This is a genomic window from Micromonospora sp. NPDC050397 (assembly GCF_044901685.1).
Classification (GTDB): domain Bacteria; phylum Actinomycetota; class Actinomycetes; order Mycobacteriales; family Micromonosporaceae; genus Micromonospora_G.
Window position 1 is genome coordinate 788,542 of record NZ_JBJDPS010000001.1, and the last position, 24,975, is coordinate 813,516.

At 70.8% G+C, this 24,975-nt stretch carries 20 protein-coding genes; 16 read left to right on the plus strand and 4 right to left on the minus strand.

Annotated elements, in window-relative coordinates:
• Window positions 1–173 precede the first annotated feature (173 nt).
• From ACI2K4_RS03015 to ACI2K4_RS03060, 10 genes are all read left to right on the plus strand, one after another.
• Window positions 174–1,382, plus strand: coding sequence for a dipeptidase (locus ACI2K4_RS03015; RefSeq protein WP_404508259.1), 1,209 nt, complete (start codon window positions 174–176; stop codon window positions 1,380–1,382).
• The gene (locus ACI2K4_RS03020) at window positions 1,383–2,966 is read left to right on the plus strand and encodes an ABC transporter substrate-binding protein (RefSeq protein WP_404508260.1); all 1,584 of its coding nucleotides are present in this window, start codon (window positions 1,383–1,385) and stop codon (window positions 2,964–2,966) included.
• A 5-nt stretch (window positions 2,967–2,971) separates the two neighbouring features.
• Complete coding sequence (locus ACI2K4_RS03025) at window positions 2,972–3,937, plus strand: ABC transporter permease (RefSeq protein ID WP_404508261.1); 966 nt, start codon at window positions 2,972–2,974, stop codon at window positions 3,935–3,937.
• Window positions 3,934–4,827: an ABC transporter permease gene (locus ACI2K4_RS03030; protein WP_404508262.1), complete on the plus strand. Its 894-nt coding sequence runs from the start codon at window positions 3,934–3,936 to the stop codon at window positions 4,825–4,827. The genes ACI2K4_RS03025 and ACI2K4_RS03030 overlap by 4 nt, the downstream gene beginning before the upstream one ends.
• Window positions 4,828–4,832: 5 nt before the next feature.
• On the plus strand, window positions 4,833–5,999 hold the full coding sequence (locus tag ACI2K4_RS03035) for a M24 family metallopeptidase (RefSeq protein ID WP_404508263.1): 1,167 nt from the start codon (window positions 4,833–4,835) through the stop codon (window positions 5,997–5,999).
• Between the two features lie 42 nt (window positions 6,000–6,041).
• Complete coding sequence (locus tag ACI2K4_RS03040; protein ID WP_404508264.1) at window positions 6,042–6,887, plus strand: alpha/beta fold hydrolase; 846 nt, start codon at window positions 6,042–6,044, stop codon at window positions 6,885–6,887.
• Window positions 6,877–7,872, plus strand: a complete 996-nt coding sequence (locus ACI2K4_RS03045) for an Lrp/AsnC family transcriptional regulator (protein ID WP_404508265.1) — start codon at window positions 6,877–6,879, stop codon at window positions 7,870–7,872. The genes ACI2K4_RS03040 and ACI2K4_RS03045 overlap by 11 nt, the downstream gene beginning before the upstream one ends.
• A 301-nt stretch (window positions 7,873–8,173) precedes the next feature.
• The gene (locus ACI2K4_RS03050; RefSeq protein WP_404508266.1) at window positions 8,174–10,303 is read left to right on the plus strand and encodes a hypothetical protein; all 2,130 of its coding nucleotides are present in this window, start codon (window positions 8,174–8,176) and stop codon (window positions 10,301–10,303) included.
• A 219-nt stretch (window positions 10,304–10,522) separates the two neighbouring features.
• The gene (locus ACI2K4_RS03055) at window positions 10,523–11,407 is read left to right on the plus strand and encodes a 2-hydroxy-3-oxopropionate reductase (RefSeq protein WP_404508268.1); all 885 of its coding nucleotides are present in this window, start codon (window positions 10,523–10,525) and stop codon (window positions 11,405–11,407) included.
• Between the two features lie 11 nt (window positions 11,408–11,418).
• Window positions 11,419–12,654: a pyruvate kinase gene (locus tag ACI2K4_RS03060; RefSeq protein ID WP_404508269.1), complete on the plus strand. Its 1,236-nt coding sequence runs from the start codon at window positions 11,419–11,421 to the stop codon at window positions 12,652–12,654.
• Between the two features lie 66 nt (window positions 12,655–12,720).
• Here the strand turns inward: ACI2K4_RS03060 and ACI2K4_RS03065 are convergent, their stop codons facing one another.
• Together ACI2K4_RS03065 and ACI2K4_RS03070 are read right to left on the minus strand one after the other, a co-directional pair.
• A complete protein-coding gene (locus tag ACI2K4_RS03065; protein WP_404508270.1) occupies window positions 12,721–14,028 on the minus strand; it encodes a molybdopterin molybdotransferase MoeA in 1,308 nt (435 codons plus the stop codon).
• Window positions 14,025–14,273: a DUF6457 domain-containing protein gene (locus tag ACI2K4_RS03070; RefSeq protein ID WP_404508271.1), complete on the minus strand. Its 249-nt coding sequence runs from the start codon at window positions 14,271–14,273 to the stop codon at window positions 14,025–14,027. The genes ACI2K4_RS03065 and ACI2K4_RS03070 overlap by 4 nt, the downstream gene beginning before the upstream one ends.
• A gap of 191 nt (window positions 14,274–14,464) precedes the next feature.
• Between ACI2K4_RS03070 and ACI2K4_RS03075 the strand changes: the two genes are divergently transcribed.
• Together ACI2K4_RS03075 and fdhD are read left to right on the plus strand one after the other, a co-directional pair.
• Window positions 14,465–15,835, plus strand: a complete 1,371-nt coding sequence (locus ACI2K4_RS03075) for an MFS transporter (protein ID WP_404508272.1) — start codon at window positions 14,465–14,467, stop codon at window positions 15,833–15,835.
• A gap of 79 nt (window positions 15,836–15,914) precedes the next feature.
• Entirely contained in the window at window positions 15,915–16,772 is an 858-nt protein-coding gene (gene fdhD, locus ACI2K4_RS03080) for a formate dehydrogenase accessory sulfurtransferase FdhD (RefSeq protein WP_404508273.1), read from the plus strand.
• Window positions 16,773–16,863: 91 nt separating this feature from the next.
• Here the strand turns inward: fdhD and sucD are convergent, their stop codons facing one another.
• Together sucD and sucC are read right to left on the minus strand one after the other, a co-directional pair.
• Window positions 16,864–17,751 (minus strand): succinate--CoA ligase subunit alpha, encoded by an 888-nt coding sequence (gene sucD / locus ACI2K4_RS03085; RefSeq protein WP_404509167.1) that lies wholly within the window; start codon window positions 17,749–17,751, stop codon window positions 16,864–16,866.
• Window positions 17,752–17,756: 5 nt separating this feature from the next.
• The gene (gene sucC / locus ACI2K4_RS03090) at window positions 17,757–18,935 is read right to left on the minus strand and encodes an ADP-forming succinate--CoA ligase subunit beta (protein WP_404508274.1); all 1,179 of its coding nucleotides are present in this window, start codon (window positions 18,933–18,935) and stop codon (window positions 17,757–17,759) included.
• Between the two features lie 328 nt (window positions 18,936–19,263).
• Between sucC and frc the strand changes: the two genes are divergently transcribed.
• The 4 genes from frc (at window position 19,264) to ACI2K4_RS03110 (ending at window position 24,973) form a co-directional block, all read left to right on the plus strand.
• Entirely contained in the window at window positions 19,264–20,493 is a 1,230-nt protein-coding gene (gene frc / locus ACI2K4_RS03095; protein ID WP_404508275.1) for a formyl-CoA transferase, read from the plus strand.
• Window positions 20,494–20,560: 67 nt separating this feature from the next.
• Complete coding sequence (locus ACI2K4_RS03100; protein WP_404508277.1) at window positions 20,561–22,729, plus strand: acetate--CoA ligase family protein; 2,169 nt, start codon at window positions 20,561–20,563, stop codon at window positions 22,727–22,729.
• Window positions 22,730–22,875: 146 nt separating this feature from the next.
• Complete coding sequence (locus ACI2K4_RS03105) at window positions 22,876–24,399, plus strand: Nramp family divalent metal transporter (RefSeq protein WP_404508279.1); 1,524 nt, start codon at window positions 22,876–22,878, stop codon at window positions 24,397–24,399.
• Between the two features lie 16 nt (window positions 24,400–24,415).
• Window positions 24,416–24,973: a hypothetical protein gene (locus ACI2K4_RS03110; RefSeq protein ID WP_404508281.1), complete on the plus strand. Its 558-nt coding sequence runs from the start codon at window positions 24,416–24,418 to the stop codon at window positions 24,971–24,973.
• Window positions 24,974–24,975: the final 2 nt, after the last annotated feature.

Below are 24,975 nucleotides of genomic sequence, written 5' to 3' on the forward strand. Positions count from 1 at the left end.
CTTTTGCATCTTGACTTCGGTGCCGGATTATTGCAAGCCTTGCATGGGTCGCCCCGGTCGCCGGTTTTCCGGCCGGAGCGGTGACCGAATCGCGCCATCACCCATTCGGCAGTACGGCGGCACTGAACGTCACCACCTGGTGGCAACGGGACGTCACGAAGGAAGGGGCTTTGATGCTTGACAGCGCAAAGCGATACACCGGCTACACCGCGTACGACTACCTTGAGCCGGGCAAGGACTACAGAATCTTCAAGTACGCCGAACAGATCAGCCGGGTCCCCGCCTACCAGGGGCTGGAGCTGTCGGACAGCCAACGGGAACGGACCGTTCGGCTACTCACCGACGAGATCGTGATCTCCCTGCACGACCACGTCCAGGTCTTTCCCGAGGACATGGGGCAGTTGCGCGAGCACATCCGGCAGGGCCGCGAACCCACCGGATACCAGGGCCTGGCCCGCTCCGGGATGACCGCGGTGTTCGACAACGGCATGGACGGCACCTGCTGCATCTCCAGCGACGCCGGCTGGAAGTACCAGGACGTCCTGTTCGACCTCGGCGTACGCATGGCCGACCTGGCCCACCAGGACTACGTCGTCAAGGCCGAGTCGCTCAGGGACATCCACCACGCGCACGAGACCGGGCGGCTCGCCCACGTCTTCGCGCTCGAGGCGGCCACCCCGATCGAGAACGAGGTCGACCGGCTCGACGTGCTGTACGGCTTCGGCGTACGGCAGATCGGCATCGCCTACTCCGAGGCCAACTACCTCGGCAGCGGGCTCAAGGAGCGGGGCGACGGCGGGCTGACGTACTTCGGTGAGCGGGCCGTGGAGCGGATGAACAAGCTCGGCTTCGCCATCGACATCTCGCACTCCGGCGACCGCACCGCGCTCGACGTCATCAACTACTCCAAGAAGCCGGTCCTGATCACCCACTGCGGCTCCCGCGAGGTCTGGCCGACCAACCGGATGAAGCCGGACGCCCTGATCAAGGCGTGCGCCGAGCGCGGCGGTGTGATCGGCATCGAGGCCGCACCGCACACCACGCTCTCCGCGGCGCACCCGAACCACTCGCTCGAATCGGTGATGGACCACTTCACCCACCTGGTCGACAAGATCGGCATCGACCACGTGACGTTCGGCCCGGACACCCTCTTCGGCGACCACGTCGGCCTGCACGACGCGTTCTCCAGCAACCTGTCCATCTCCCAGGCGCACGGCCACGTCGAGCACCCGAAGGTGGAGTACGTCGACGGCCTGGAGAACCCGGCCGAATGCTTCTACAACATCATCGGATGGCTGGTCAGCCACGACTACTCGGACGACGAGATCCGCAAGGTCGTGGGCGGTAACACCATCCGGGTTCTCGAGGAGGTCTGGGTCTAGATGCGTGTTCGACTACCCCTCGTCGCGGTCGCCGCCCTCGCCGTCGCGACCACGGTCGCCGCCTGCGGCCCCTCCGCCCCGTCGAAGACGGCCGGCGGCAGCGACACGACGCTCACCATCGCCACCACCACCGACGTGGTCAACTTCAACCCGCTGGTGGGCAACAGCCGTACCGACAACTGGATCACCAGCCTGATGTACCCCCGGCTGCTGACCATCGACGCCAACGGCGCCAAGCAGCCCTACCTGGCCAAGTCGTTCGGCTACACCAACCCCACCACCGGTTACTACGAGCTGCGCGACGACATGAAGTGGAGTGACGGCAAGCCGGTCACCGCCGCCGACGTCGCGTTCACGATCAACGCGATCCTGAAGGACAAGCCGGCCGGCAACACCACCTACGGCCAGCTCGTCAACGTCGACACCGCCACCGCGCCGTCGCCGACCCGGGTCGAGCTCAAGCTCAAGACCGCGGACTCGACCGTGGTCAGCGAGGCCGGCTTCTGGATGAACGTGGTCCCGCAGCACGTCTTCGAGCCCGCCGGGAACGTGGCCACCTTCCCCAACAACAGCAACTGGGTCAGCGCCGGGCCGTACAAGCTGACCAGCTTCGCCAAGGGACAGAACTACACCCTGGAGCGGGTCACCCCGTACCCGTTCGCGCCGAACGGCACCCCGACCGTGGCGAAGATCGTCTACCGGGTCTACCCGGACGTGAACACCGAGATCCTGGCGTTGAAGAACGGCGACGTCGACCTGATCGCCAACGCCCTGCCGCCGGCCCAGGTGAAGAACCTCCAGGGCGCCCCCGGGGTCAAGGTGCAGGAGGTGCCCGGCCTCGGCTACGCGCACATGACGTACAACATGAAGCGCAAGCCGCTGGACAACGTCAAGGTCCGGCAGGCCCTCGCGCACACGGTCGACTACAACGCCATCCGTACGGTCGTGTTGCAGGGCCAGGCGGTCACCACCGGATCCAGCCCGATCCCGCCGGTGCTCAAGGAGTTCGTCGACCCGTCGCTCGAGGAGTACAAGTTCGACCCCGAGCTGTCGAAGCAGCTCCTCGCCGAGGCCGGCTACGGCGCGGGCAAACCTCTCTCGCTGACGATGATCTACTCGCTCCAGGACGCGGTGACCTCGCAGTGGGCCACCATCGTCAAGGACGACGCGGCCAAGGCCGGCATCACCATCAACCTTCAGGGGATGGACCGCAACACCTACCTGGCCAAGACCGACGCCGGGGAGTACGACATCTACGCCGGCAACTTCGCCATCATGGACGACCCGACCACCAACATGGCGCTGACCTACCTGCCCGGCGGTGCGATCAACTACTCGCTGGTCGACGACCCGGCGCTGAACGCCCTGATCACCCAGGCGCAGGCCAGCACCGACCGGGCGCAGCAGCGCTCGCTCGCCCAGCAGGCGGCCAAGCTGGTCCACGCCAACGTGTACGACAACGTGATGTACATGCAGAACCTCTACTTCGCGCACAGCGACAAGTGGAGCGGTTTTGTGGTCAAGCCCAGTGAACTGCTCTCCGTGGTGGACCCGCAGTCGCTGGCCAACGTGACGAAGGGCTGACGCCCATGCCCCAGGCTGTCCGATTCGCGGTCCGCAGACTCGGTAGGGGACTGCTGACCCTGTGGTTCGCCGCCACGGTCACCTTCCTCCTGCTCCGGCTGCTGCCGGGTGACCCCGCGCTGGCGGTGGCCAGCCCGAACATGACTCCGGAAGCGCGCCAGATCCTGCTCCACCAGTACGGTCTGGACCAGCCGCTGCTCACCCAGTACGGCAAGTACCTGTGGCAGTTGCTGCACGGCAACCTGGGGATCTCCTTCACCCAGCAGATCTCGGTCACCGACGTGCTCCTGGAGCGCCTGCCGTGGACCCTGCTGCTGACCATCTCGTCACTGGTGGTGACGGTCGCCGTCGGCATCCCCCTGGGGGTGCTGGCGGCGACCCGCCCACGCGGCTTCCTGGATCGCCTGGTCCAGGTCGGCGGCGTGACCGGCCAGTCGCTGTTCGTCCCGAGCGTCGGCATCTTCCTGCTCTTCGTCTTCGGGCTGCAACTGCACTGGCTGCCCATCGGCGGCGCCTACAGCCCCGGGGTCTACGGCCCGGCCTGGTACGGCGACGTCGCCCTGCACCTGGTCCTGCCCTGCTTCAGCCTGGTCCTGGTGCAGCTCGGCTCGTACGTGCTGACCCTGCGCTCCACCCTGATCGACTCCCTGGGCGAGGACTACTGCGTGCTCGCCCGCGCCAAGGGGCTGCCCAACCGCAAGGTGGTCTGGAAACACGGGCTGCGCAACGCCCTGCTGCCCACCACCACCCTGGTCGGGTTGCAACTCGGCTTCCTCGTCGGCGGAGCGGTGTTGACCGAGACCGTGTTCGCGTACCCGGGCATCGGCCGGGGTATCTACGAGGCGGTCACCCAGCTCGACTTCCCGGTCCTGCAGGGCGCGTTCGTGCTGCTGGCCGCCGCCGTGGTGATCGCCAACGTGTTGACCGACCTGGCCTACGGACTGCTCGACCCGAGAGTGAGGACGGCATGACCACGGCAGCCACCGCCGGAGTCGGCCCGCTGGAGACCGTCGCCGCCGACCAGGTCACCGCCGCCCGCGCCACCTGGGCCGCCTTCCGGCGCAACCCGCTCGGCCTGGCCTCGGTCGGCATCCTCGCCGTACTCGTGATCGTCGGGGTCTGCGCGCCGCTGATCACCGACTCCCCGTCCGGGTACGGCGAACAGGTGCTCCAGGGCCCCTCCGGGGCGCACTGGTTCGGCACCGACAACCTCGGTCGGGACATCTTCGCCGAGGTGGTCTGGGGAGCCCGGCTCAGCATCGTCATCGCCGCCCTCTCCTCCGCGCTGGCGATCGTGATCGGGGTGCTGGTCGCCGTGCTCGGCGCCTACTTCCCCAGGGCGGACCCGGTGATCGGCACGATCGTCGACCTCTGCCTGTCGCTGCCGGTGCTGCCGCTGATGATCCTGGTCGCCGCGCTGGCCGGGCCGAGCCTGGTCACCCTGGTCCTGGTCATCGCCTTCTTCTCCTGGCCCGAGGTGACCCGGGTGGTCCGCTCCCAGGCCCTGTCGGTGGTCCGGCTGCCCTACATGGACGCGGCGCGGCTGACCGGCGGCTCGCACGTCTGGATCATCCGCAAGCACCTGCTGCCCGCGGTCGCCCCGGTGATCGTGGTGTCGGTGGTGCTGACCGCCTCCCGGGCCGTACTCTCCGCCGCCGGCCTGGCCTTCCTCGGCCTCGGTGACCCGAACAGCTGGTCCTGGGGACGGATCCTGTACGAGGCCCAGCAGTCCGGCGCGATGTCGAGCGCCTGGTGGACCACCCTGTTCCCGTCACTGGCCATGCTCGCCTTGGTGGTGTCGGCCACCCTGATCTCGATCGCCTACAACGACGCCCGCAACCCCCGCACCCGGGAGGACTAGCAACGATGCTGGAAACCCAACGGCTGTCACCCACCTTCTACAAGGCACTCCAGGACGACCTGCGCGCCGACCTGGCCCGCCGGGGCCTCGACGCGATGCTCGCCGACGACCCGCAGGACGTCGCCTACCTGACCGGTTTCTTCCACCACCCGGGCGAGCGGCCGGTGGCGGTGCTGCTCCCGGTCGACGGGACCACCCGACTGCTCCTGCCCGAGTTGGAGCGGGAGCACGCCGAGGCGCAGCACAGCGCCGCCGAACTGGTGGCGTACCCGGAGTTTCCCGGGCTGCGCCCCCAGTTCGAGCACCTGGCCCCGGTCACCGGCCGGATCGGGTACGCCGGCAGCATGAGCGTGGACCGGCTGGCCCAGGTGACGGCGGCCTTGCCGGGCGCCACGTTGGTCCGTACCGACGCGGTCACCCGGGCCCGGTTCCGCAAGCGGCCGGAGGAGATCGCGCTGCACGCGGAGGCGGCCCGGATCACCGACCTGATGCTCGCCGCCGGCCGCACCCTGGTCGAGGACGCCGTCGCCGCCGGAGGCGAACTGCCCAGCGAGGCGGAACTGGCCGACCACATCACCACCGTCGGCACCCGCACCATGTACGCCGAGCACGCCGACGTGGTGGTGGTCTCGCCGCTGGCCGGCGGGCTGGTCTACGCCGGCCCGAACAGCGCCCGCCCGCACGCCCTGCCCTCGGGTTACCGGCTGCGTCCGGGTGACACCTTCATGCTCTCGCTCGGCTGCGCGGTCGGCGGCCGGTTCGTCGAGGGGGAGCGGACCTTCATCCTCGGCGAGCCCACCGCCGACCAGCGCCGTTACTACGAGGCGGTACGGCGGGCACAGCAGGTCGGCGGCGAGGCGCTGCGCCCCGGGGTGCCCTGTTCCCGGGCCAACACCGAGTGCCTGGACGTGATCCGGGAGGCAGGTCTCGCCGAGTACCTGCGGCACCGGCAGGGCCACGGCATCGGGCTCGGCATGCACGAGCCGCCCTGGCTCGCCGACGGTGACGACACGCCGCTGGAGAGCGGCATGGTTGTCTCCAACGAGCCCGGCATCTACATCCCCGGTCACGCGGGCTACCGCATCTCCGACTCGATGCTGATCACGAGCGACGGCGCCCGGCCGTTCACCGCGTACCCGCGCTCGCTCGACGACGTCGTCATCGCGTACTGACCGCGACCACCCCCAAGCAGGACCAGTAAGAGAGGTACGACTGTGCGGCTCACCATCAACGGCAACGAGCTGGAGGTCGAGGTCTTCGGCGCCGACGACGCCCCGGTCCTCATCGCCCACCACGGCGCGCCCGGCCTCGGCTCACGCAGCGAACCGAGGGCGACCTTCAGCCCGTTCGCGGACACCTTCCGGGTGATCGTCTTCGACGCCCGGGGTTCCGGGGCGAGCGAGGGGCAGCCACCGTTCAGCCACGAGCAGTGGGTCGCCGACGTGGACGGCCTGCGCGAGTGGGCCGGGGTGGAACGGTTTGTCATGGCCGGCGGCTCGTACGGCGGTTTCATCTCGATGGAGTACGCCATCCGTCACCCCGAGCGGGTCCGGGCGCTGGTGCTTCGGGACACCTCGGCCGACCACGAGAACGACAAGGCCGCCCGGCACAACGCCGAGACCTCCACCCGGGTCACCATCGACCTGGAGAAACTCGACCGGATCAACAACGGACTGACCCGCGACGACGCCGACCTGCGCGACTGCTGGCGGGAGATCCTGCCGCTCTACGACCACGTGTACGACCCGGCGAAGGTCGCCGAGCGGGTGGCGGCCACCCCCTACCGCTACCAGACCCACAACTACGCCTTCGCCGTCAACATGCCGAACTACGACATCAAGTCGCGGCTGCACCGGATCACCTGCCCGACCCTGGTCACCGTCGGCCGGGACGACTGGATCACCCCCGTGGCGAGCAGTGAGGTAATTGCATCCCTGATTCCGGACGCTAGGCTCGTCGTGTTCGAGAAGTCGGGTCACTCGCCGCAGGTCGAAGAGGCGCCACGCTGGCGGCAGGTGGTACGCGACTTCCTCCACGAGATTGGCGCCGATGAGCAGTAGCACCGACGACCTGGACGACCTCGACCGCCGCATCATCGCGGCGTTGCAGAGCGACGGCCGGGCGAGCTGGACGGAGATCGCGGAGCTCTCCGGCAGCTCGGTCGCGACCGTTGCCCGGCGCGGGCAGCAACTGCTGCGCGAGGGGGTCGTCCGGGTCGCGGCCATCCCCGGTAACAACCACGCCGGCGCGGCGGACCTGTTCGTCCTGCGCATCACCTGCGAGCCGGGCACCCAGATGGAGGTGGTCTCGGAACTGGTCCGCCACAGCGACCTGCGCTTCCTCAGCCTGGTGACCGGTCCGTACGACATCCTGGCCGAGCTGAACCTGCGACGGGAGGAGTCGTTACAGGCCCGGATCGTCGAGCGGATCCTGGCCATCAAGGGGGTGCAGCGCTGCGACACCGACCTGACGCTGCACGTCTACAAGGTGTCGCACGACTGGAGCCGGCAGTTGCTCGGCGACGACCCGCCGGAGGAGGTGGCCGAGGCGCACCAGTGCGACCCGAGCCACTTCGACGCGGTCGACCGGCAGATCATCGACCTGATGCGCGAGGACGGCCGGTCCAGCTTCCGGACCGTGGCGGCCGAGGTCGGACTGAACGAGAGCACCGTACGCCGACGGTTCGAGACCCTGCTCAGTCGCGGCTGCATCCTGGTCACCACGCTGGTCCCGGCACCGGCGCTGGGCTTCGAGTCGGAGATCGTCCTCAACGTCACCGTCGCGCCGCCGTTCCTCGACTCGGTCGCCCGCACCCTGTCGCGTTACCGGGGCGTGCGGTACGTCGCGGCGATGCTGAGCAACAACGCGCTGATGTGCGAGCTGATCCTGCCGACCACCCAGGACCTCTTCGAGTTCACCACCAACACGCTCGGCCGGCTGGAGGGTGTGCAGGGCTGGACGGCGAGTGTGGTGCTGCTCGTGCTGCGTCGTGGTTTTGTCGAGACGCCCTGGTGGCGGGGGAGCATCGAGACCGCGCAGCGGTGAGCGGCGGGGCGCCGTACCGGGTGTGTTGTCGGCTCCGGCCCTCGTCCGTGAGCGGGCTCCGGTAGCCGTCTGGTTGCCGTACGGGATCGTGCCTGGTTGCCGGTGCGCCGGTCGCGTTGCCGTGCGGTGATGACCTGACCGCGTCGATCGACAACCGGTGCAGGGTCTATGTTGTGGGGGCGTTTCTGGTGGTTCGGCGCGGTTGCGACGCCGAACGACGTACCGAGGCGGACCGGTGCCACCCGCTTCCACGACCGCCGGGCCAGCGGCGGTCGGCCCCGACGAGAGGAACCGCGACCCGATGTCTGCTGCCCAGGGCGGTTACCGGCAGGACGACCCGGTGCGCGGGCTGCCCGGCGGGCAGGGCCGGGAAACTCAGCCGCCGGTCGGTGGGCCACCGCCGGAGGAGGACGCCGACCTGGCCTCGGCGGTGCGTTCGACCACCCGGATGCGTACCGCGTTCTACGTGGTGGTGCTGCTGATCGCGCTCGGCGGCCAGGTCTCCGGCGCGATGGAGGCGCTCGGCATGCCCTGGTACGTCGCGCTGCCGGCGGTCGGCGCGCTCGAACTCGGCGGCATGGTGGTGCTGGCCAACGCGGACGTACGGCGACGCCTCGGCGAGCACGCGACCCTGTCCCGGCTGCTGTCGGCCGGGATCGCGGGCGGTGCGGTGGCCTTCAACTGGCTGGCTCACGAGAACCACCTCGAAGGCGGCTTCTACGGCGGCATGTCGCTGCTCGGCTACCTGGTGTGGCTGATGAACACCGAGAACAAGCGCCGCGACCGGTTGCGGGCCAAGCGGCAGCTCCCGCCCACACCACCCGCGTACGAGGTGGTCGGGCACTGGTTGCGGCACCCGCTGCTGACCCGGCGCGCGCGTACCCTGGCCAAGGCGGCGCCCTCGCTCGGCCTCTACGGCTCGCTGGAGGCCGCCCGTACCCAGGTCCGCACCGAGCGGCGACAGGCGGCCCTGTCCAAGGTGCTCCGTCGCAAGATCAGGCGCGCACTGGACGGAACCACGGCCGACATCGCGGTGGCGGTCTACGACCTCGACGAGATCGCCCGGCGGTTGGCCGAGCGCGCGGACTACGACGGTCTGACCGCCCTGATCGCCGCCGACCTGGCGCCCGCCCGGGTGCTCGCGGGCAACCTGCCGGCGGGACGCAGGCGGTGGTGGCGACGGCGCTCCGGCGGCCCCGACGCGGTGGCGCTCGCCTCGGCCGACCGGCTGCTCAACGACGCGCTGGCGGTCCCGGACCCGGGCCGGATCCACCCGGCACACCGCGCCGCCGCCGAACTGGCACCGGCACCGGCACGGGTCGCCGAGCCGGTCACGTACGCGACGGGACGGAACGAACCGGCGATGGCCGACACCGACCGGTTCGACCCGCCGACGGTGGTCGAACGCCTCGACCCGCCGTCGCCCGCCAGCGGTGAGCGTCCGCCGGAGGAGGCCGACCCGACGGCCGAGAAGGCCGACCCGGCCGCGGACCAGGCCGACCAGGCGGGGGAGAGGGCCGAGCCGGTCCTGACCGACGAACACGTCGAGCGGGGCGTGCGGAGCGAGCCGGTCGAGCAGGGTGTGCGGAGCGAGCGTGCTGTCCGGACCGCCGAGCCGCGCGCGGAGCGTGGGCAGCGGACGAACGGGCGGGCCAGCCGCGCCGTCGACCGCGCGGCGGGAGCGGAGCCGGAGCAGTCCGGGCAGCCCGACGTGGTCGACCGGCCGGAGCCGGCCCGGCCCCGCTGGGACGCGCTGACGGCCGAGGTGAGCGCCATTTTCTCGACCGCGCAGCGGCGTCCCGCGCGCACCTCCGTCGAGCGGGAGGCGGCGGCCCGATCGGCGCCGGCCGAGCCCGAGCCACCGGCGAGCCCCGAGCCCTCGCCGGGTTCGGTGACCCGGTCCGAGGTGGCTGACCAGCCTGAGCCGGTGACCCGGCCCGGGATGGTGCACCAGCCGGTGACCCGGCCTGGAATGGTGCATCAGCCTGACGCGGTGACCCGGTCGGCGTCCGAGGCCGCGAGCCCGTTCGAGCAGTCGCCGTCCGAGCAGCCACCGGTCGTGCCGATCACCGAGCGGCCGTTGCCCGACCTGGTCGCGGCGGCGGCGACCCGTACGCTGCCGCCGTCGCAGGTCGCCCCCCGGGCCTCGGTCGAGCCGGTGCGGGTGGCCCGGGGCGTGGCGTCGGTGCCGTCCGGTGGCGAGGGTTCGTTGCGCTCCCGGGTGTACGCGGCGCTGGACGAGCTGGTCTCGCCCGACGACGAGCGGGACAACGCCACCCTGACCGACCTGATGATGACCGACCTCCGGCTGACCCCGGCCGACCGCACCAACGTGGTCAAGTACGTCCGGACCTGGCGGGCCGACACGACCGCCGGGCGTCGTTCGCCCGCTGACGCGGACCGACGGGTGCGGGCGGTGCCGGGGCAGTAGTCCTCGGACGACGATCCATCCTCGCGGCCGGCATCCTCGGATGCCGGCCGCGCCCGTGTGTACCGCTTCGACGACCATGCCTTGACGGACCTCCATACTGCATACAGAATCCTATGAGGTGACAGCGGTATCACCGTCGGTGGTAGGCGGGCGGCGGCCCGACCTACCGCCCCACCGCGCCGGCAGGGCGACCTGGAGCAACGTGAGGAGATCGCTGAGATGACACGCGTGGGTTTCATCGGCCTCGGCATCATGGGCGGCCCGATGGCCGGCAACCTGGTCAAGGCCGGCTTCGACGTGATCGGTTACGACTACAGCCCGGCCCGGACCGAGGCGCTCGCCGCCGCCGGTGGCCGTGCCGCCAGCGGAATCACCGAGGTGGTCCGGGAATCCGACGTGGTCGTCACCATGGTTCCCGACTCGCCGGACGTGGAGGCGGTGGCCCTCGGCGAGGACGGCATCCTCGCCACCGCCCGGCCCGGTCAGCTCTACGTCGACATGAGCAGCATCTCGCCGAAGACCGCCCAGGCTGTTGCCGAGGCCGCGAAGCCGTACGGCGTACGGGTGCTCGACGCGCCGGTCAGCGGGGGCGAGCAGGGGGCGATCGAGGGCACCCTCTCCATCATGGTCGGTGGCGACCCGGCCGACTTCGAGCAGGCCCGCCCGGTGCTGGAGGTGGTCGGCGCGACCATCGTGCACGTCGGCCCGCACGGCTCCGGTCAGACGGTCAAGGCGGCGAACCAGTTGATCGTCGCCGGAACCATCGAACTGGTCGCCGAGGCGATCGTCTTCCTCGAGGCGTACGGGGTGGACACCGAGGCGGCCGTCCGGGTGCTGGCCGGCGGTCTGGCCGGCAACCGCATCCTGGACCGCAAGGCGGCCGGGATGCTGGCCCGCCAGTTCCAGCCCGGGTTCCGGATCGACCTGCACCACAAGGACATGGGCATCGTCACCTCGGCGGCCCGCGAGGCCGGCGTGGTGATCCCGCTCGGCGCCGCTGTCGCCCAGCTCATCGCCTCGCTGAAGGCACAGGGGCACGGGGGACTGGACCACTCGGCGCTGCTCAAGCTGGTCGAGCAGCTCTCCGGTCGTACCTCCGACTGAGGCCGCTCCCGATGGCCCGCCGCGCGAAGATCGTCTGCACCCTCGGACCCGCGACCGCGAGTGCGGAGCGGCTACGGGAGCTGGTCGAGGCCGGGATGGACGTGGCCCGGCTCGACCTGGGGCACGGCACCCGCGCCGACCACGCCGCCACCTACCACCTGGTACGCGAGGTCGCGGCGCGCGCCGGTCGTACCGTCGGCGTTCTCGCCGACCTGCGCGGACCGCAGATCCGGTACGGACGCCTCGCGACCGGCGCCGCGCTGGCCGAGCAACGCGCCGCGGACCTCCGGTTCGTCCTCGGTCTCGGCGTCGACCTGGTGGCGCTGTCGTTCGTCAGCTCCGCGGGGGACGTGGCGGTCGCCCGGGAGGTGATGGCGGATCTCGGGGTGTGGCGACCGGTCCTGGCCAAGTTGGAGACCCCGACGGCGGTGGAGCACCTCGACGCCATCGTTGACGCCTTCGACGGCGTGGTGGTGGCCCGCGACGACCTCGGGGTCGAGTTGCCGCTGGACGAGATCCCCCTGGTCCAGAAGCGGGCCGTGCGGCGCTGCCGCGAGCTGGCCAAGCCGGTGGTCGTGGCCGCGCAGATGCTCGACTCGATGGTCGAGCAGCCGCGCCCCACCAGGGCCGAGGCGTCCGACGTGGCGAACGCGGTGCTCGACGGCGCCGACGCGCTGCTGCTCGCCGACGAGACCAGCGTCGGTGCGTTCCCGGTGGCGGCGGCGGCGATGATGGCGCGGATCGTCGAGTCGGCCGAGGCGAGCGCTTCGGCCCGGCCTCCCGTGCCGGCCGCCGGGCCGGTGGAGAACGCGGACGCGGTCACGGTGGCCGCGACCGAGGTGGCCCAGTCGCTGACGGTCGGCGCCATCTGTTGCTTCACCCGGTCCGGGGCGACCGCGCGACAACTGGCCCGGCACCAGCCGGAGATGCCGCTGCTGGCGTTCACCCCGGACCGGGGCGTACCCGCCCGGCTCGCCCTGACCTGGGGCGTCGAGACGTTCACGGTGCCGGTCGTCCGGCACACCGACGAGATGGTCCACCAGGTGCAGGACACGCTGCTGTCGTTGGGCCGTTTCCAGGTCGGCGACCTGGTGCTGATCGTCGCCGGCAGCCCGCCCGGACTGCCCGGCTCGACCAACACGATGCGCCTGCTCCGGCTGGGTGACCGGGTGATGGCCCGGCCCCCGGCACACGCGGCGGTACGACTGCTCCAGCGGGCCGCCCCCAGCCCGGAACCGGTGCCCTGACCGCGCCGGAGCGCACCCACCCGTCACCGGTCCGTGCTGGTCTGACCGCGACCGTCGCCGACGGCCTCACCCCTCGGCGACGGTCGCGGTGGCCAGCGGCAGCCGGTCGGGCAACCGGAGGGCGCCGCCGGGCGGTTCGGCGACCCCACGGGGTGCCCGCTCCACACTGTCCGGCGTGGTGGGACCGTCGGTCGCCAGCCGTACCATCGCGGCGACGGCGGTGTCGGCGTCCGGCAGGGCGAGCAGTTCGACCTCGTCGCCCTGCCAGCCGGGCGGCACCACGGCCAGCGCGTTCGCCTCGGCGGCACCCCAGAGCAGGCCGGGCCGGTCGTGACCGACCGGCACCACGGCCGAGCCGTCCCGCGCCACCGGCACCAGTCGGGTGTCCCGGTCGAGGACCTTGACCGGGCCGACCAGCCGGGCGGTGACCGGGCGCCGCTCCGACCGCCCGGCCAGCCGACCGAGCAGCGGCGCGAGCAGCGTCAACGCGGCGACCAGGGCGGCGTACGGATTTCCGGGCAGGCCGACGACGCAGCGCCCGTCCGGCATGGTGGCGAGCAGTTGCGGGTGACCGGGCCGGCAGGCGACCCCGTGCACCCGTACCCGGGCCGCCACCGTCTCCAGCGCACCGCGCAGGTGGTCGGCGGCGCCGACCGAGGTGGCGCCGCAGACCACGATCACGTCGGCGTCGGCCCGTCGCATCGCCTCCACCAGCGCGGTCAGGTCGTCGGTGACCCGGGTCGTCCAGGCGATCTCACCGCCGGCCGAGCGCACCAGACCGGGCAGCATCGGGCTGATCGCGTCCCGGACCCGACCGGGTGACGGCAGTCCGGCGGAGAGCAGTTCGGCGCCGGTCACCACCACCCCGACCCGGGGCCGCCGGTGTACGGCGAGCCGGTCGTGGCCGAGGCTCGCCGCGAGTCCGAGCAGGGTCGGCGTGACGAGGGTGCCGGCCGGCAGCACCTCGGCGCCGAGCGGGCAGTCGTCGCCGCGTCGGCGGATGTGCCGGCCCGACTCGATCTCCCCGTGCACCTGGTCACCCCGGAACCGGGCCCGCTCGTACGGCAGCACGGCGTCGACGCCCGAGGGCACCAGGGCACCGGTGGCGATCTCCATCGCGCTTCCCGGACCCAGCGGCTCGACCGGTCGCGCGTCACCGGCGAGGATCCGGCCGAGCACCTGCCACGGTCCGGTGCCGGCGACGGCGTACCCGTCCATCGCGGCGGCGTCGTACGCCGGCAGCGGGGAGAGGGCGACCAGCGGCTCGGCCAGGGTGGCGCCGAGCGCGGCGGGCAGCGGGACGTCGACCGGATCCAGCGGGGTGCCGGCCTGGCGGGCGATCCGGCGGGCCTCCGGCCAGCTCGTCGCGCTCATGACCGGCTGCCCCGTTCCGGCCAGCCGGCGGCGAGCGTGGCCAGCCGCTCGGCGGCCTGTCGCGGGTCGGCGCCCCGGCCGACCGCGACGCCGAGCAGGTAGGTGGTCAGTGGTGCCGCGGGTCGGGCCACCCCGTGCGCGACGTCGCGGGCCAGGTCCAGGACGCGCTTCTGGTCGAGCGTGCCCTGGTCGAGGCCGAGTTCGTCGAGCGCCTGGCGGGTCCAATCCTCCAACTGGCTCATCAACGCTCCTCGTTGTTCTCCGGTCGGTGGCGCCTGTGCCCTCCATCGTGCCCGACCCCGGGGGTGCGGACCGATTGAACCTGGACAGGCGCTCGTCCCTGGTAGACACTAGTGCACGTAACATACTGTATACAATGGCCGCCGGTGGGTGGATCACGACGCTCGCCGCACGGGTGACAGGCGGAGGTACGAGCATGCCGGACCCCAGTAACGCCCTACCCGTCCGCGAGGTACGTGACGTCTACGGGCGCCGCTACCGGGTCGGGGAGACCGACGTCGACCTCACCGGACGATCCCGGGCCTGGATGCTCCGGCTCTGCTGGGCCTCGATGCTCGCGATCAGCCTCTTCCAGTACGGCTTCGGCGCCGCGATCCCGGCGCTGACCCGGGCCAACGGCTGGACCCTCTGGGAGGCGTTCGGCGTACTGGCGGTCTGGATCGTCTGCCAGGCCGGCACCGCGCTGCCCGCCGTCTGGCTCTACCGGCGGGCAAGGGTCCGCCTCGCCGCGCCGATGCTCGCCGGCGCGTCGCTCAGCCTGGTCGCGCTGACCACGCTCGGGCAGAGCCGGGACCTGACCACGGTCCTGCTGGGCTACGCGGTGCTCGGCGGGATCGGCGCCGGCCTGGTCTACATGACCTGCATCGCCACCGTCACCGAGTGGTTCCCCGAGCGGACGGCCACCACGGTCGGCGTGGTCAGCGGCGCCTTCGGCTACGGTGCGATCCCGTTTGTCGTGGTCGCCGCGTACGTCCTGGCGCCGGAGAACCTGCCGCTGGTCCTGAACGGCACCGCGATCGCCGTGTTCGCCGTGGTGGCCACGAGCGGGCTGCTGCTGCGCAAGCCGCCCCGGCACTGGTGGCCGGCGGAGATCGACCCGCAGCGCTGGGCGGTCGACCGCCGGCTCAACCGGAGCATCCCGAACAACATGCCCGCCATCCGTGCCTACTCGCCCCGGGCGGCGGTACGCAGCGGCATGCTGCCCCTGATGTTCTTCCTCGTGGTGCTGACCGCCGCGATGGCGCTGTTCGACATCGCGTACCTGGTCGGGTTCGCCCACCACCGGGTCGACCAGCCGTTCCTGATCGTCGCCTCGATCGGCGTACTCGCCGTCGCCACCGGGATCGGCCGGGCGGTCACCAGTTCGCTCTCCGACCGGCTCGGCCGGCGCCGTACGCTCGGGCTCGCCCTGGCCGTCGGCGGGGTCGCGCAGTTCGGGCTGCTCGCCGCCGTACAGGCCGAGCAGGTGCTGGCGGTGGTGGCGTTCGCCGGACTCGCCGGCGCGGGCACCGGAGCCGGATACTCTCTGTTGGTCAGCCTGGTACGGGACTGGTTCGGCGGCGAGGCCACCCTGTTCAACTACGGCATCGTCTACACCGGCAAGGTGGTCGGCGGGCTGGCCGGCATCGGCCTGGCCGGTCTGGTGACCGGCACGCCCGGGGCGATCGCCGCCTTTGTCGCGGCTGGCTGTCTCGGCCTGTTCGGTGCACTGTTGACGAGCGGGATGCGCCAACCGGGACGACCGACGCTGTCGGTGCTGCCCCGGCTGCGCCCCGACAAGCTCTGACCGTGGTCCCGGTCGCCGGTCGAATCCGGTTCCCGGACGACCCCGGACCGGTACCGGATCGACTGATGGGTGGTGGCTGATGGGACGCGTGACAAGCCGGCGGCGCGTGGTGCGGGTGGTCGACGGGAAGGCCACCGAACCGGTGGACACCCTGGTGGCCGAGGAACCACTGGAGATCCGCGTCAACGGACGCGCGCTCACCATCACCATGCGTACGCCCGGCGACGACTTCGACCTGGCGGCGGGCTTCCTGGTGAGCGAGGGCGTGGTGCAGCGCGGCGAGCACGTCGCGGGGATTCGCTACTGTGCCGGCGCGACCGACGACGGGGTCAACACCTACAACGTGGTCGACGTGGTGTTGGCGGCCGGGGTGCCGGCGCCGGACCCGTCGTTGGAGCGCAACTTCTACACCACCTCCTCCTGCGGGCTCTGCGGCAAGGCCAGCCTGGACGCGGTGCGTACCACCGCCGCCTGGTCGGTGGCGGAGGACCCGCTGCGGGTCGACCCGGACCTGATCGCCGCCCTGCCCGACCGGCTCCGGGCGGCCCAGCGGGTGTTCGACCGCACCGGCGGGCTGCACGCGGCCGGACTCTTCGGCGCCGACGGGGAACTGCTCTGCCTGCGCGAGGACGTCGGCCGGCACAACGCGGTCGACAAGGTGGTCGGCTGGGCGCTGCGCTCCGGCCGGGTGCCGCTGCGCGGCACGGTGCTGCTGGTCAGTGGCCGGGCCTCGTTCGAGCTGGTGCAGAAGGCGGTGATGGCCGGGGTGCCGGCGCTCGCCGCGGTCTCCGCGCCCTCCTCGCTCGCCGTGGACCTGGCCGAGGACTCGGGACTCACCCTGGTCGGCTTCCTGCGCGGCGCGTCGATGAACGTCTACACCGGCGCGCACCGGCTGGGGCTCGCCGAGCACGCACCGGCCGCGAGCGCGCTCTCCTGAACCCCGGCGTACGCCCGCCAGCTCGCGCCGTACCCCGACAGCCTCCCGGCCTCCCCCGCCTGACGGTGGGGGAGGCCGGGATTCGGCGTTCCTACCGGGTGGCCATCCGGGACAGCAGGGTCTCGCGCATCAGCCGGGCCGTCTCCGACGGCGTCTTCCCGACCCGTACGCCGACCGCCTCCAGCGCCGCCTGCTTGGCGGCGGCGGTGCCGGACGACCCGGAGACGATGGCCCCGGCGTGTCCCATGGTCTTGCCCTCCGGGGCGGTGAAGCCGGCCACGTAGCCGACCACCGGCTTGGTGATGTTCGCCGCGATGTACTCGGCGGCCCGCTCCTCCGCGTCACCGCCGATCTCGCCGATCATGACGATCGCGTCGGTGTCCGGGTCGTCCTGGAACGCCTGGAGGCAGTCGATGTGGGTGGTCCCGACGATCGGGTCGCCGCCGATCCCGACGCAGGTGGAGAAGCCGAAGTCGCGCAGCTCGTGCATGAGCTGGTACGTCAGCGTCCCGCTCTTGCTGACCAGGCCGATCCGTCCCGGACCGGTGATGTCGGGCGGGATGATCCCGGCGTTGGACTGTCCCGGGCTGATCAGGCCGGGACAGTTCGGGCCGATGATCCGGGTCTGGTTGCCGGTGGCACGGGCGTACGCCCAGAAGGTCGCGGTGTCGTGCACCGGAATGCCCTCGGTGAGCACGACGACCAGGGCGAGCCGCGCGTCGATCGCCTCGATCACCGCGCCCTTGGCGAACCGTGGCGGTACGAAGACCACCGAGGTGTCGGCGCCGGTCGCGGCGATCGCCTCGGCGGTGGTGTTGAAGACGGGGATGCCGTCCACCTGCTGGCCGCCCTTGCCCGGGGTCACCCCGGCGACGATGTTCGTGCCGGCGGCGACCATCCGTCGGGTGTGCTTGGTGCCCTCGGCTCCGGTGATGCCCTGGACCAGCACCCTGCTGGCGTCGGTGAGGAAGATTGCCATCGCGGTCATGCCCCCTTCGCGGCGAGTTCGGCGGCGAGGCGGGCCGCGCCGTCCATCGTGTCCACGGTCCGTACGCAGTCCAGGGCGGCGGCGTCGAGGATCCGCCGCCCCTCCTCGGCGTTGTTGCCGTCCAGCCGGACCACCAGCGGTTTGGTGATCTCGGCGCCGTCGCGGGTGAGCAGCTCGATCGCCTGCACGATGCCGTTGGCGACCGCGTCGCACGCGGTGATGCCGCCGAAGACGTTGACGAAGACGCTGCGTACGGCCGGGTCACCGAGGATGATCTCCAGGCCGTTCGCCATCACCTCGGCCGAGGCGCCGCCGCCGATGTCGAGGAAGTTGGCCGGTTTCACCCCGCCGAACTGCTCTCCGGCGTACGCGACCACGTCGAGGGTGCTCATCACCAGGCCGGCACCGTTGCCGATCACCCCGACCTCGCCGTCCAGCTTGACGTAGTTGAGGTGCTTCTCGGCGGCCAGCGCCTCGAGCGGGTCGGCCGCCGCGCGGTCGACGAAGTCGGCGTGGTCGGGGTGGCGGAACCGGGCGTTGTCGTCGACGGTGACCTTGCCGTCGAGGGCCCGGATGGAGCCGTCGGCCAGCTTCGCCAGCGGGTTGATCTCCACCAGGGTCGCGTCCTCCTGCTGGAAGACCGTCCAGAGCCGGACCAGCACGTCGGTGACGCCCTCGTGGACCTCGGGCGGGAGCTTGGCGTCGACGCAGAGCCGGGCGGCGGTCGCGGCGTCCAGCCCCTGCGCCGGGTCGACCGGCAGCCGGATCAGCGCGTCCGGGTTCTCCGCCGCGACCTGCTCGATCTCCATCCCGCCCTCGCGCGAGACCATGGCGAGGAACGAGCGGTTGGAGCGGTCGAGCAGGAGCGAGACGTAGTACTCGTCGGCGATGTCGCTGGCCTCGGTGACCAGGACCCGGCCGACGGTGTGGCCCTTGATGTCCATGCCGAGGATCGCGCTGGCGCGCTCGTACGCCGCGTCCGGGTCGTCGGCGAGCTTGACGCCGCCGGCCTTGCCCCGACCTCCGGTCTTCACCTGAGCCTTGACCACGACCCGACCACCGATCTCGGCGGCGGCCTCCCTGGCCTGTTCGGCGGTGCTGGCGACGCGGTACCTACCCACAGGTACGCCGTGTTTGGCGAAGAGGTCCTGTGCCTGGTGCTCCAACAGATCCACTGAGGGCCTTCCTCTCTTCCGACCTTCGTGGTAAGTCGCGCCCGGACTCGGGACGGGTGGGCGCCGACTGGCGAAGCGGGCGTGGGACTGCGGGCGTTCCGCAGGTGAGGCCGGCCCGCGCGGGGTTCGCAGGAATTCGTTTTGCTACCCCCTAGACACCCCGCTGTTACATGCGCCACGATATTGCCTACCCCATACGGTATGCAATCCCCGAGGACGCGGAGGGTGCCGATGACCCGACGGTCAGGCCCGGCCCGCTCCGAGCGGATCTCGGGTCTCTTTCCCCTGATCAGCAACACGTGGCGTGTCACGTACAGGAGGTTGGCTCATGGGTAAGGCACTGGAGGGCATCCGGGTCCTCGACATGACGCACGTGCAGTCCGGTCCCTCGTCCACTCAGATCCTGGCCTGGCTCGGCGCCGATGTCATCAAGTTGGAGGCGCCCGGTTCCGGCGACATCACCCGGGGCCAGCTCCGCGATCTGCCCGATGTGGACAGCCTCTACTTCACGATGCTCAACTCCAACAAGCGGAGCATCACCCTGAACATGAAGAGCGAGCAGGGCAAGGAGGTCTTCACCTCCCTGGTGTCCGGGGTGGACATCCTGGTGGAGAACTTCGGACCCGGGGTGGTGGAGCGCTTCGGCTTCCCCTGGGAGCGGCTCCAGGAGATCAACCCCAAGCTGGTCTACGCCTCGATCAAGGGCTTCGGCCCCGGCCGGTACGCCAACTTCAAGGCGTACGAGGTGATCGCGCAGGCGATGGCCGGCTCGATGAGCACCACCGGTTTCGAGGACGGCCCGCCGACCGCCACCGGCGCCCAGATCGGCGACTCCGGCACCGGCATCCACCTGGTCGCCGGCATCCTCGCCGCGCTCTACCAGCGCACCAACACCGGCCGCGGCCAGCGGGTCCAGGTCGCCATGCAGGACGCGGTGCTGAACCTGTGCCGGGTCAAGCTGCGCGACCAGCAGCGGCTGGCGCACGGGCCGCTGGGGGAGTACCCGAACGAGCAGTTCGGCGACGAGGTGCCGCGCTCCGGCAACGCCTCCGGTGGCGGCCAGCCCGGCTGGGCGGTGCGCTGCGCGCCCGGCGGGCCGAACGACTACATCTACGTGATCATCCAGCCGGTGGGCTGGAAGCCGATCACCGAGCTGATCGGCAAGCCCGAGCTCGCCGACGACCCGGCCTGGAACACCCCGGCGGTCCGGCTGGCCAAGCTCGACAAGGCGTTCGCGCTGATCGAGGAGTGGACCGAGAAGCACACCAAGTGGGAGGTCATGGAGAAGCTGAACGCCCACAACATCCCCTGCGGCCCGATCCTGTCGACCAAGGAACTGATCGAGGACGAGACCCTCGCCGAACTCGGCTCGGTGGTCTCCGTCGACCACCCCGAACGGGGCGTCTACAAGACGGTCGGCAACCCGATCAAGCTGTCCGACTCGACCGTCGAGATCGAGCGCTCGCCGCTGCTCGGCGAACACACCGCCGAGGTGCTGGCCGAGCTCGGCTACGACGAGCGGCAGGTCGCCGACCTGCGCGCCGCCGGCGCGATCTGACCATCCCGCTGTTCACAGGCGTCCGCCACCACCGGCGGGGCGTACGGCTCGAAGGAGAGACGAGGAAATGCCAGATATCGCAACCAGTTACGACCGCGAGGCGGTACGCCGGGTCCTCGACCAGGTCCGTGCCGAGGGCCGCGACTCGCTGACCGCACCCGAGGGTCGGCTGGTGGTCGAGGCGTACGGCATCGCGACACCGAAGGAAGGACTCGCCACCAGCGCCGACGAGGCGGTGACCCTGGCCACCGAGATCGGCCTGCCGGTGGTGCTGAAGATCGTCTCGCCGGACATCCTGCACAAGACCGAGGCCGGTGGCGTGCTGGTCGGGCTGAAGACCCCGGCCGAGGTGGCCGACGGCTTCCAGACCATCATCGACAACGCCAAGGCGTACCAGGCCGACGCCCGGATCGTCGGCGTGCAGGTGCAGCAGTTGCTCTCCTCCGGCCACGAGGTGATCGTCGGCACCGTCACCGACGAGACCTTCGGCAAGGTGGTCGCCTTCGGGCTCGGTGGCGTGCTGGTCGAGGTGCTCAAGGACGTGACCTTCCGGCTCGCCCCGACCGACCACGTGACCGCGCTGTCGATGATCGACGGCATCGCCTCGGCCGAGATCCTGCGCGGCGTACGCGGCGCCGAGCCGGCCAACCGCGAGGTGCTCGCCGGCCTGATCCAGCGCCTCTCCGACCTGGTCACCGACTTCCCGGAGCTGGCCGAGGTCGACCTCAACCCGGTGCTGGCCACCTCGACCGGCGCGACCGCGGTCGACGTGCGGATCCTGATCGACGAGAACGCGGCGAAGACGCCGGAGCGCTTCACCGAGGCCGAGATCCTGGCCAGCATGAACCGGATCATGCGGCCCACCGCGATCGCCGTGATCGGCGCCTCCGCCGAGACCGGCAAGATCGGCAACTCGGTGATGAAGAACCTGGTCAACGGCGGCTTCCAGGGCGAGATCTACCCGATCAACCCGAAGGCCGACGAGATCCTGGACCGCAAGGCGTTCCGGAGCATCTCCGACGTACCGGGGCCGGTCGACGTCGCGGTCTTCGCCATCCCGGCGAAGTTCGTGCCGCAGGCGCTGGAGGAGGTCGGCGCCAAGGGCGTGGCCGGGGCGATCCTGATCCCGTCCGGCTTCGGCGAGACCGGCAACCACGAGTTGCAGGAGGAGGTCGTCGCGATCGCCCGCCGGCACGGCGTACGGATCCTCGGCCCCAACATCTACGGCTACTACTACACGCCGGAGAACCTCTCCGCCACGTTCTGTACGCCGTACGACGTCAAGGGTGGCGTCGCGCTCTCCTCGCAGAGCGGCGGCATCGGCATGGCGATCCTCGGCTTCAGCCGCTCGGCGCAGATGGGCGTCTCGTCCATCGTCGGCGTCGGCAACAAGGCCGACATCGACGAGGACGACCTGCTGACCTTCTTCGAGTCCGACGACAACACCCAGCTCATCGCCATGCACCTGGAGGACCTCAAGGACGGCCGGGCCTTCGCCGACACCGCCAAGCGGGTGTCGAAGACCAAGCCGGTGCTGGTGCTCAAGGCGGGGCGTACCGACCAGGGCGCCAAGGCGGCCAGCTCGCACACCGGGGCGCTGGCCGGCAACGACAAGGTGTACGACGACATCCTGCGGCAGAGCGGCGTGATCCGCGCCCCCGGCCTCAACGACCTGCTCGAGTACGCCCGGGGCATCCCGCTGCTGCCCACCCCGCAGGGCGAGAACGTGGTCATCATCACCGGCGCCGGTGGCTCGGGCGTCCTGCTCTCCGACGCCTGCGTCGACAACGGCCTGAGCCTGATGGAGATCCCCGGCGATCTCGACGAGGCGTTCCGCAAGTTCATCCCGCCCTTCGGCGCGGCCGGCAACCCGGTCGACATCACCGGCGGCGAGCCACCGTCGACCTACCGCAACACCATCGCCCTCGGTCTCTCCGACCCCCGTATCCACTCGCTGATCCTCGGTTACTGGCACACCATCGTCACCCCGCCGATGGTCTTCGCCGAGCTGGTCGTCGACGTGGTCGAGGAGTTCCGGGCCAAGGGCATCCACAAGCCCGTCGTCGCCTCGCTCGCCGGCGACGTGGAGGTAGAGCAGGCCAGCGAGCACCTGTACCGGCACGGCATCGTGGCCTACCCGTACACCACGGAGAAGCCGGTCGCCGTACTCGGTGCGAAGTACCGCTGGGCCCGGGCCGCCGGTCTGGTCGGGGCCGACCCGAGCACCAGCGGCTGATCCGACACACCCGCGGCACACCGGTCTCGCCGAGGGGAAACCTGCGACATCGACCGCTCCGCGGCCAGGAGGCAAACAGGACATTACGTCAGGGTCTGGTTCCGTCCCCCAGACCCTCCAGCCACTAGGTCCCGAGGAGGTCCAACGTGGACGCTTCGAACACTCCCGCCCCCCACGGGGGCGGGACCACCGCTCCACCCAGCACCACCACACCCACGGTCGGCGGCGAACAGCGCGTCTGGCGGGCCGGCAAGCTCGAACCGATGCCGATCCGGGAACTTCCCGACGCGCCACCCTCGATCCACCTGCTCGGCCCCACCGTGTTCCTCGTCGCACTCGGCGTGGGCATGGGCGAGGCGTACATGTGGCCCCGGTTGGTCCTGGTCTTCGGCCCGGAGATCCGGTGGCTGTTCCTCATCGGTGTGACACTGCAGGCGTTCGTCATGCTCGAAATGGCCCGGTACGCGATGGCGACCGGCGAGAGCATCTTCTTCGGCGCCGCCCGGGTGTTCAAACCACTGATGTGGTTCTTCTTCGGGGTGGCGATCCTGGTCTATATCTGGCCGGGCCATCTGTCCACCGGCGCCGCCGCCTTCGAGGAGGTCAGTGGCGTACCCTGGGTGGTCACGGCCTGCATCGGCCTGATCGTGGTCGGCATCCTGTTCAGCCTGGCCTCGGTGATCTACCCCCTGCTGGAGGGTCTGCTCGGCATCCTGATCGGCGTGCTGGTCGTCGGCACCGCCGTGGCGGCCTCGCTGGTCGGCCAGTGGAGCGACGTCACCGCGACCCTCGGTGGCATGTTCCGGTTCGGCTACTTCCCCGAAGAGGCGATGTCCGCCGCCTGGTTCCCGGTACTGGTCGGCGCGATCGCGTTCGCCGGGCCGTCCGGCATGCAGCAGATGTGGTACACGCTGCACCTGCGCGACTCCGGGGCCGGCATGGGCGCGCACATCCCGAAGATCCGGGGTCTGCGGGCGGCGGGCCAACAGGAGGAGATGCCGTCGCGCGGCTTCATGTTCGACACCGACAACCCGGCCGAGATGCGCAAGTGGAAGGGCTGGCGCAGGTGGGTGACCTTCGACGCGGTGCTGCTCTTCTGGGGCATCACGATGCTGGTCACCATTTCGTTCACCGTGCTGGCCCAGACCGCCGCCCGGGAGAGCCCGAACGTCGCGAACCTGATCCGCGACGGGGAACGAGAGGTCGCCCTCACCGCCATGGCGGACGCCTTCGCCTCGGCCGGCGCGCCGGTCCTGCGCGGCATCTTCCTCGGCTTCATCGCGCTGATCGGCCTCAACGCCACGCTCGGCCTGTTCGACTCCTTCTCCCGGGGGCAGGCGGACATGACATACCACTTCGTCCGTGGGGCGAAGCGGTTCAGCATGTCGAAGCTCTACGCCGGCTTCCTCTGGGGGGTCATCACGTTCGGGATCCTGATCCTGCTCTTCGGTCCCGCCGACGGTCCGGGCGCGATCCTCGACATCCTGGCCTTCCTGTCCACCTTCGCCATGGGCATGTACTGCGTGGTGCTGCTGCTGGTGAACAACCGGATGTTGCCCAAACCGATCAGGCCGGGCATCCTGCAGAACCTGGTCATCGGGTTCGGTGCGGTGTTCTACCTGGGCATGCTCGTCTACAGCCTGCTCCGCTTCGGCGTGGTAGTGAACTGAGATGACTACCAACGGGATGAGAGAGCTCGGCCAGATCGCGGTCCCCGGCGTCGCCATCGGCGCCAGCGCCGGAGTGGCCGGGCTGGGACTGGCCCTGATCGTCGGTCAACCGATCGGCTGGGCGGTGGCCACCGGGGTGGCCCTCAGCCTGCCGCTCGCACTGCTGGGAGGCGGGTTCGGTGCGTTGCTCGGGGCCGGGATCGTCACGCCCGGCGTGTTCGCACCGGCGGGGCTCTACTGGTTCATCGGGTTCCCGCTGGCCAGGCTCGCCCATGAGGTGCTGGCCGGTCTGCTGATCGCGGGCCGGCCGGTACTGCCGGCGGACGTGCTCGGGTTCCTCGCGTACCAGGCGATGGTCAGTCTCGGGTTCGCGATCGGGTTCAGTTGGCTGCACGAGCGGTTCGCGCCGGGCTGGCTGCGCCGGATCAAGGACGACAACCCGTCGGCCGACCGGCTGTACGCCTTCTACCTGCGGCACGCCGAAGCCCAGTGGCAGGCGAAGGAGAACCGGCGGCGGAACCGCGGCGCCGGGCAGGGGTTGGGCCGGCTGCTGCGGCCCGGAACCGGGAGGTAGGC

What these genes read in the sequence shown, in the direction of transcription:
- ACI2K4_RS03015 (WP_404508259.1), top strand. Translation starts at nt 174, where the DNA reads ATGCTTGACAGCGCAAAGCGATACACCGGCTACACCGCGTACGACTAC.
- ACI2K4_RS03020 (WP_404508260.1), top strand. Translation starts at nt 1,383, where the DNA reads ATGCGTGTTCGACTACCCCTCGTCGCGGTCGCCGCCCTCGCCGTCGCG.
- ACI2K4_RS03025 (WP_404508261.1), top strand. Translation starts at nt 2,972, where the DNA reads ATGCCCCAGGCTGTCCGATTCGCGGTCCGCAGACTCGGTAGGGGACTG.
- ACI2K4_RS03030 (WP_404508262.1), top strand. Translation starts at nt 3,934, where the DNA reads ATGACCACGGCAGCCACCGCCGGAGTCGGCCCGCTGGAGACCGTCGCC.
- ACI2K4_RS03035 (WP_404508263.1), top strand. Translation starts at nt 4,833, where the DNA reads ATGCTGGAAACCCAACGGCTGTCACCCACCTTCTACAAGGCACTCCAG.
- ACI2K4_RS03045 (WP_404508265.1), top strand. Translation starts at nt 6,877, where the DNA reads ATGAGCAGTAGCACCGACGACCTGGACGACCTCGACCGCCGCATCATC.
- ACI2K4_RS03050 (WP_404508266.1), top strand. Translation starts at nt 8,174, where the DNA reads ATGTCTGCTGCCCAGGGCGGTTACCGGCAGGACGACCCGGTGCGCGGG.
- ACI2K4_RS03055 (WP_404508268.1), top strand. Translation starts at nt 10,523, where the DNA reads ATGACACGCGTGGGTTTCATCGGCCTCGGCATCATGGGCGGCCCGATG.
- ACI2K4_RS03060 (WP_404508269.1), top strand. Translation starts at nt 11,419, where the DNA reads ATGGCCCGCCGCGCGAAGATCGTCTGCACCCTCGGACCCGCGACCGCG.
- ACI2K4_RS03065 (WP_404508270.1), bottom strand. Translation starts at nt 14,028, where the DNA reads ATGAGCGCGACGAGCTGGCCGGAGGCCCGCCGGATCGCCCGCCAGGCC.
- ACI2K4_RS03075 (WP_404508272.1), top strand. Translation starts at nt 14,465, where the DNA reads ATGCCGGACCCCAGTAACGCCCTACCCGTCCGCGAGGTACGTGACGTC.
- fdhD (WP_404508273.1), top strand. Translation starts at nt 15,915, where the DNA reads ATGGGACGCGTGACAAGCCGGCGGCGCGTGGTGCGGGTGGTCGACGGG.
- sucD (WP_404509167.1), bottom strand. Translation starts at nt 17,751, where the DNA reads ATGGCAATCTTCCTCACCGACGCCAGCAGGGTGCTGGTCCAGGGCATC.
- frc (WP_404508275.1), top strand. Translation starts at nt 19,264, where the DNA reads ATGGGTAAGGCACTGGAGGGCATCCGGGTCCTCGACATGACGCACGTG.
- ACI2K4_RS03100 (WP_404508277.1), top strand. Translation starts at nt 20,561, where the DNA reads ATGCCAGATATCGCAACCAGTTACGACCGCGAGGCGGTACGCCGGGTC.
- ACI2K4_RS03110 (WP_404508281.1), top strand. Translation starts at nt 24,416, where the DNA reads ATGAGAGAGCTCGGCCAGATCGCGGTCCCCGGCGTCGCCATCGGCGCC.